The 7,707-nt window shown below is 64.9% G+C and carries 5 protein-coding genes; 2 read left to right on the forward strand and 3 right to left on the reverse strand.

Translation table 11 applies throughout. From position 1 onward, the window contains the following. Positions 1–2 precede the first annotated feature (2 nt). Positions 3–281 (forward strand): hypothetical protein, encoded by a 279-nt coding sequence (locus CCN51_RS09395; RefSeq protein WP_014176409.1) that lies wholly within the window; start codon positions 3–5, stop codon positions 279–281. Positions 282–412: 131 nt separating this feature from the next. Then, the gene (locus CCN51_RS09400) at positions 413–1,813 is read left to right on the forward strand and encodes a hypothetical protein (RefSeq protein ID WP_043486775.1); all 1,401 of its coding nucleotides are present in this window, start codon (positions 413–415) and stop codon (positions 1,811–1,813) included. A gap of 83 nt (positions 1,814–1,896) precedes the next feature. Here the strand turns inward: CCN51_RS09400 and CCN51_RS09405 are convergent, their stop codons facing one another. The 3 genes from CCN51_RS09405 to CCN51_RS09420 form a co-directional block, all read right to left on the reverse strand. Beyond that, positions 1,897–2,751: a nuclease-related domain-containing protein gene (locus CCN51_RS09405; protein WP_014176411.1), complete on the reverse strand. Its 855-nt coding sequence runs from the start codon at positions 2,749–2,751 to the stop codon at positions 1,897–1,899. A gap of 670 nt (positions 2,752–3,421) precedes the next feature. Continuing rightward, positions 3,422–5,461, reverse strand: coding sequence for a TerD family protein (locus tag CCN51_RS09410; protein WP_043486776.1), 2,040 nt, complete (start codon positions 5,459–5,461; stop codon positions 3,422–3,424). A gap of 781 nt (positions 5,462–6,242) precedes the next feature. Beyond that, positions 6,243–7,707: tetratricopeptide repeat protein (locus CCN51_RS09420; RefSeq protein WP_245881595.1), on the reverse strand; the 1,465-nt coding region annotated here is incomplete at its 5' end.

Here is a 7,707-nt window from a genome sequence, read left to right on the forward strand (position 1 = left end):
GCGTGTTCGCCGACGATCCGCCCTCCTCTGGCCTCTTCCGCGAGGTGCGGGGCACAGCCGGTGAGGTCCAGTCGAAACCGCCCTGGCTGGACATCGAGCAGGCGGCCCTCATCGCCGTGAACCGCATCCCCTATGACGACATACCCCTCGCCCTCGACCACCGGACCGACCCCACCGATCCTCGTGTGATGCGCAGCGACTTCTGGTCGAACCCCCAACACTGCGAGTGGCGCACAGTGACACCTGCTTTTTCGGCCTTCGTCGACGCTCTGGAGCTTTGAGCCGTTCCTCTTCGCATCGATGCCTGTGTGGCCTGTTCTGCGCCATAGTTCATCATGCGCACTTGCGTGCGCCCCAATGCCCCGAATTACGTTCCTGATCGGCCGGCGCAGGCAGACACCGTGGGGGACGCATGGCAAGAACCGCGCGACAAACCCTGAACGCACTCGGTCGCTCGACGAGCGTTCACGTCAGATCGACGAAGGAACTCGCCACTCATGCCGAATCCGGGGCGGCAGCCATTGACAAGAAGCGCCGGGAAAAGGGCCAGGAACCGGTACGCAGAAAACCTGAACTGCACCCCGTTGCACGAACCGAATGCGATCGCTCGATCGAACTGACGCCATGGCGGGTGCTGCACGCCGTAGCGCGAGGACACGTACTGGCCAGCCAGGGAATGGGGCGTGGGCTTGCGGAACACTGGCTGAGTCTTAAGTTCTGCGAGGCGCTGTACGGCAATCGTGCCGACTCTATGGATCTCACCGACAAGGGTCGCACGCCCGAACGCTGGTACAAGGGTATGCAAGCCCGAGAACTGGCCGTCGGATTCGGACTCGCCGTGGCCGAGCACATCGTGCAACAGCGATACCCGGACCACCTCGTCTCGGTCGTGGACACAAGCACGGTGCTGCGAGCCGGCTGGCCCCTGAGCGTCTCGCAACGGAACAAGGGCTCGCGGCCCCGCCCCGACTACCTCATCGAAGCGTGGAAGCCCGGTGAGCCTTCGAAAGTCACGTTCGTGGCCTGTAAGGGCAACCACCAGAAGCCGAGCAAGCGAACTGGCCAGACCCGCAGCACCACCGTCCGACAGCTAGTCAAGGGCGCCGAACTGACCGAAGGCATGCAAATCGGCCAGTGGAACACCACTCCGTGTCTGATGCTGTCCACCGAACTCATGGGTCAAGGCGGAGTCGTGGTCAACGTCCTGCAGTCACCGGGCGAAGCCCTACTTCCCCTCCGCATACCGGGTGCCGCTGGAAGCGCCGACGAGGAGATCAGAGACAAGTCCGGCATTCCCTATCCCAACGCCATCCACATACCACCCCACGAAGGTAGGCAGGCGCGAACCGTCGACGGATTCCAGGTGGGCGAGGATGATCTCGGCTGGTTCGGCCAGCTCCTGGCCCGCACTGGGGCGGCTGGCCTGACCGCTTTCTCTGGCGGAGGAGAAAGCACAGCCCGGTTCCTCACAGCGCGCCAAGGACGAGAGCACTACGAGGTACCCGCCTTCGCCGCCACATCAAGCGTCGATGACGCGGAGATTGAGGTCGACGACAAGAGGTTCATCGGCACAGACCATGTATTCCGCATAGGGAATGTACGCATAGAAGCGTTCTCCGGCATGGACCAAGACCTTTATGCCCTACTCAAGAAAGGCTACATAGAAGAGTACCGACAAAAGGCCTACGAACTCTTCCTCGCACGGCAGAATACCCAAAAGACGAACAGATGGAATGGATCGATTTCATTCCACAATGACGGCACGGTCATGGCCCTTAGCATCCTCTCCATCCGCAGAAGACGCCCTCTCTGAAAAAGGAGCCGGTCACCGAACCGAACGCCCGTCAGGCCGGTACCAACAACGGCTCCGGTCGGGGCCACGCCGGGGGTACCGGCTCAAGCTTGGCGCCAAGCCTGGCGATGGCGAGCGACGCTGTACACCTCCTCGACCTGCTCGGCCGTCAGCACCCCTGAGAGCGGCGCCAGCGCCGCAACTTGGCGTTCCCGGTACACCCGCACGCTGAGCTGTGTGGCGACCACCTTCAGGCCGGTAACGCCGACGAAGACGAGCACCGGCTCCACCGGCACGGGGAAGGCGCAGTAGTGCTCAAGCACTCGGCCCACTCGCTTGGCCTCCGCCCGGCTCTTGCGTGCGTAGGGCGCCGGTTTCCCGTGATCGACTCTCACGGCATCGTCGCCGACCCATACGGCCCTCTTGTGGTGGTGCTTTGTATTGATGCTGAACACTCCACCGGGCCCGATCAGCAAGTGATCGACGTCCACCTTGTTGGCCAGGGGGATGGAGTGCAGGACCCGCCAGCCGTGGCGCGCCAGGCGGTTCAGCTCGGCTCCCACTCGCCGCTCCCCCGCTAAGCCCTTCCGCCACGAGTCCCACTCCGTCGGTCGCCGCAGCAGCCGTGAGACCACTCTCTCCATCAGCCCCGGGCCGGATTCAGCGAGGAGATCACTCAGGGACTTCCCAGCAGGATTGGATGCCAGGTCGTCGGCCGACGTCAGCGGCGGCAGCATCGGACGTGCTTCGGCCTCGGGGGCTCTGTCCGACGGGACCTGACTGACGTTGTTCTGTAGATGCTGTGTCAGCACGGCGATCACGTCGTCACGATGTTCAGCGCGCAAGACCGTGACCTCCCCCGTCCTGACGTCCGCCCAGCCGACCGCGGTTCCATCAGGAAGATTCGCGTACAGGCGATCATGTCCATACCGCTTCCAGCGCGTGACCCTCAGCTCCACGAGGCCCCCTCTGCTCCTGCAGCGACGATGGCAACATCGCAACAGCAAGGCGACGAGGCCACAAGACTGCGGGGCGCGCGACACGGCTCAGCTCGCTCTCACTTGAAGAGTCACTGCAAGTAAGGCTCAAAACGAGGGAGCCCCGGGCAGGGTGCCCGGCTGCGCCAGTCTGGCCGATTCCTCTCCCGTACTGCCGTACAGGCTGCGGTGCGGCGCTTGCGGCGCTGGATCCGTCAGTCCGACGCGCGAGTCGTATCTCCTGACGCCAAAGTGCCCAAGATCAGCTGGGACCTCACGCTTCGGGGAGCTTCGCATTTCCGCCGGCAGAGGAGCTTTGAGAACGTCCACCGCTTCATCGAGGACCACAAGCAGGTCCATGACACGTCCGAATGATCACAGGACTCAACGTTTCCTCGACGGCCAGCAGGAGCCAAGCGCAATGAGAACGCCCAAAGCTGACCCGCTCGTCGCGCCGGGTGAACAGGGGCACACCTTCCACCGCCTTCCAGCCTCGCAACGACGAAGGCCCCCAGACGAGCCTGGGGGCCTGAAGCTTAGCGCCGTGCGTGATCACTCGTACTTGCGCAACAGCTCTTCGATCTTGCGGTTGGCGATCTCCTGTCGATCGCCGCAGCCGCGTGCAGTCTGAGGCGGCTAAGATCGCTGAGCTTTAGCCCGTCGCCCCTTCCTTAGACGGTGCTCGGCGAGGTGTCGCACCCTCCAAATGGATCACCACGGCGGTGTAGAAGCGGTGTACCGCGTCGTCGACGCTGCGAATGAAGCCTGACTCGGCGTTGCCGCGGCTGTTTCCCATGCTCTTGACGAGGGACAGACGGAAGCCAGCGATCTGGGTGCCGTTCTGCTTGGGCAGCATGTCCGCTGGCTCGGGGCGGAGCCGTTCGAGCGTTCCCCGTGGGCCGCTTGTTTCTCCTTCGATGAGGGTTTCGATGTGGAGATCCGCCGGTGCCTCAGCCAAGCGCCGGACGAGCCGCTTTGCCCATGCCAGGGGGTAGCCTTGCTCGGGTGCCGGAATCTCGATGGAAGTGCGGAGCTTGCCTATACGCAGGTCTGCGCTGATCGCCAGGACGCCGGGCGTTCCCTCGATGCGCAGCTCCGCTTGAAGTTTCCCGTCGAGACAGAGCTGATCGGCGACGCGGCCCCGGAGTGCTTTCGGATCGGTTCCGCGCCTGGCAGGGTGGACGGGCAGTACTTTCTGCCCCAGTTCGCCGCCCAGCCGGAGGCAGACCTGGCGGATGAGCCGCTCCCAGCTCTCGACGACCTCCAGTGCACGTGAGTCTCCCTGGCACAGGGTTTCGTCGTCGATTCCGTTGCGTACTGGTACCCAGGCCGGGCCCATGTTCTGGAAGCCGTGGCAGCCGGAGTTTTCGTGCTGCAAATAATGCAGCAGTTCCTTGAGGAGCCAGGCGTGCGCCGCATTGCCGACGCCCTCGTGCCGGATCAACATCTGTGCTTGATGCGCGACTTCCGCCCATGACAAATGCCAGAGAGCTACCTTGTGTTTGCGCCTTCCGTCGATCTTGACGTCAACAAGCGGGCTGCCCTCCAACGCGACGTCGTTCGACAGCGTGATCACAGCCTCATAGGCACGGCGCGCGGCGATGTCCATGTATGCCTGTACCTGATCGACCTTGAGGGCGTTGCCGTTGGTCTTCGTCTCGACGAGCGCCGTCCACAGCTTGCCGGCCCGTTCGACCCGGATCACTCCGTCGGGGCGCCGTGGGGTGTCACTGTGTGGCAAGGTGACCTCGGTGAAGGTCTCCATGCGGCCAGCCGGCGCTCCGAACGCGGCGGTGAGCCTCCTGCCGAATTCCGGCGCCTGTGCCATCACCGACAGCAGCACCGAGGTCGCACGCGTTTCACGGTCCCGGTCGCTCTTGAGCGCCGAGACTGGGAAGAGTCTGGCCTCTTTCCACGACTCGTTCTCTGCCAGCGTTTTCTTGGCCGCCTTGGGTAAGGTGACCTTCTTCTTCGCAGTACGAGGTCGTGCGGTCGGCTTCCTCGGCTGGACCTCGTCGTCAGGCCGACGAGGGGCGGGGAAGGCCTCCAGCGTCCCATGTGGCTTCGGTTCGTTGGCTGACGCCGGTGCCGTCGTGTCCGCCTGATCGTCGATGGCGGCCTTGTTCCGCACTTCCTCGACAGCCGCGTCGTCCTCGATGTCGACGCCGAAGTCCGTCGCCAGACCGGCGAGGCCCGTGTCGTAACCCTGGCCGACGGCGCGGAACTTCCAATCTTCCCCACGTCGGTACAACTCGCCGAAGATGATCGCGCTCACCGAGTCGGCATCGTCGATGGCAAAGCGGACGAGTTCCTCACCGCTCCCGTCCGCCAACGACAGCTTCACGCCGTCCAGTTCTACGAAGCGAGCGCTTCCGTACCGGCTGGCAGCCACGACGATGCGGTCAACTTCAGACGGGACCGCGGTCAAGTCGAAGCTGATCCGGTCCTCGCTTCCGTCAGCCGTCGGCGTCTTGCCCAGAAGCTGCACGCTCCCGTCAGCGGCAACCGGGTGGTTGTAGAAGCAGAAGTCGGCGTCGCTGCGGACCTTGCCGTTCGCGTCCAGCAACAGGACGGACACGTCGGCATCCCCTTCGCCGGTCGGGCTCCCCCAACTCAGACTGACGATCACCGAACCGACATTCTCGCTCAGGGCTGCGAGAGATACATTCGAACCCTTGACCATTTCACGCATAAATCCCCCCAAACGATGCAACCTGGGCACGAGAGCACCCCGCCCCAGCTGCCCTTATGCGCAGCGTTATGTGACGAGCCGCACACAGATGACTGTAGTGCCCCTAGGGTGCAGCCGTAGGGGCCGCACAGAATCTGTGAATTGTTCGTGTAGGGGACTTGAGACGGTCGCGGAGGAGCACAAGGGTCACAGCGGTCAACGCCTCGTTGATGCCATCGCGTGTGTTCGGTGCAGCGTGCGGCCACTTCAAGGCGAAGGCGTACCACGTCGTCGACGGCACCTTCTCAATCACCGAGTCGGGCAGCCCTGGCACCGTCGAACTCTTCGTCATCCCGGGTCGGGGGGGGAGGAGCTTGGAGCGGTAATGGTCCGCGAGCCCCTTGGTGCGGAACCGCTCGGAGAAAACGTTCCCGGCCGCGATCCATCTGACGTCATAGAACGGCCTCTTGGTGTTCCTCCTCCGGACGCCCCAGACCTTCACGTCGAGAGACCTCGCGCCGCTGCCCTGAGCGCCCCCGCCGGAGGCATGGGATCTCGGGAATCCTCGTATCTTGATCCACCACTTCACAGATGACGTCCGATGCCGTGCGACGCAGCCTCAGCTCATACGGCCCCACCGCGTACTCGACGGCGTTCGCCACCAACTCCGATACGGCCAGCACGGCACCATCCACCGCCTCGCCGTCATAACGGAGACCACTCAGGGCATACCCCCAGACGCCCCAGGCACGAGCCGGGCCCCCTTTGGGCAGCCCCGAGCGAACGGAAGCCCACCGCTGCATCAGCTGACTTCTGTCATCTGGCGTTCGATGTCCTCACGCGCCGCCACTGCGCGAGGATCGTCGAAGTCGGCGAGGAACCTCAGCGCCTGTGTCCAGTGCCGGCGGGCTTCCTCCGGGCTTTCGCCGAGTACGGCCGAGCCGAGACCATCGAGGGCCAGGGCCTGGTGCCACTCATCGCGCAGTTCGCGGTGCGTCGAGGCGGCCTGACGGTAGAAGCCGGCCGCCTCTGCATGACGTCCGAGCCGACAGTACACCTCGCCCACGCCCTGCCAGGCCAGTGCCTCTCGGCGGCGGTGCAGCGTGGCGGATCGCTGATAGGAGGTTAGGGCCTCGGCGAACTGGCCCTTCGCCTGCTGGGCATCGCCGAGAGTCAGCAGCCAGAAGCCCTCCAGACGCAGGTTACGGAGGCCAAGGGCGATGTCGACGGCGGCCTGGGCAAAGACCAGGGCTTCCTCGGTATCGCCCTGCTCACGCCGGACGTCGCTCAGCACGCGCAGGATGCTGCCCTCGCCGCGCTGATCGCTGAGAGCGCGGTGTGCTGCCAGGGACTGGTCGATGACAGTCGCCGCCTCCGGAAGCCGCCCGGCGCGGTAGTGGGTGGTCGCGAGATTGGACAGCGCAGTGGCAGCCCAGTGGGCCGCGTCCTGCTCCTGGAAGCCAGCGATGGCCTGCTCGAAGTGGCGGGCAGCGGTGTCGAGTCGTCTGCCGCGGAGGTGATTGAGCCCGATCAGGTTGAGCGAGCGGGCCTCGCCCAGACGGTCACCCAGGCCGCGTCGGATGATCAGCGCGTTTTCGTGGCATTCGAGACTCTCTGCCAGGCGGTTGATGCGGGTGTGAGCCATCCCGAGCCAGGTGAGGAGTACACCTTGCGCGGCGCGTTCCCCCAGCCGTTCCGCTGCCTCCAGACCGATACGGCCCGCAGCCGGCCAGCTCGCGCCTGAGACAGAAGGAAACTGCGCATTCCATAAGACTGCCGACAGCTGCCACGCCAGTCGGTCTTGCCCGGCGTCAGCCGCTCTGCGTACAGCCTGGAGGAGGTTGGCGTGCTCCCGCTCGGCCCAGTCCACGGCAGCGTCGTAGTCGGAGAACGTCAGCGGACTGACATCGCCCGGGGCAGGCGTGAGGGTCAGGCGGTCCTCAGCGGGGTTGATCCAGCTCTGCGCGGCATCGGCGGTGTGCAGGGACCACTCCAGCGCCCGGTGCAGGGCTGCCTCTCGCTCGGCAGGCGGCTCCTCGTGCTGAGCCTGGTCGATGGCGTAGGCGCGCAGGAGATCGTGGAACTGGTAGCGGTCCGGGGCTGTCTGTTCCAGCAGATGGGCGCCGACCAGAGAGTCCAGCAATTGCCGGGTCCGGCTACTGCTGGTCACCCCGGCCAGGGCCGCGGCGGCATGCAGCCCGAACTCGGGTCCGGGGTGCAGGCCGAGCAGGCGGAACAGGCGGGCGGCCTGCTCGGACAGGGCGCGG

This window comes from Streptomyces milbemycinicus (genome assembly GCF_002154605.1).
GTDB classification, from domain to species: Bacteria; Actinomycetota; Actinomycetes; order Streptomycetales; family Streptomycetaceae; genus Streptomyces; species Streptomyces milbemycinicus.

Bases quoted from the DNA above. Each gene is read 5' to 3' on its own strand.
- CCN51_RS09400 (WP_043486775.1), top strand. From the start codon at position 413: ATGGCAAGAACCGCGCGACAAACCCTGAACGCACTCGGTCGCTCGACG.
- CCN51_RS09410 (WP_043486776.1), bottom strand. From the start codon at position 5,461: ATGCGTGAAATGGTCAAGGGTTCGAATGTATCTCTCGCAGCCCTGAGC.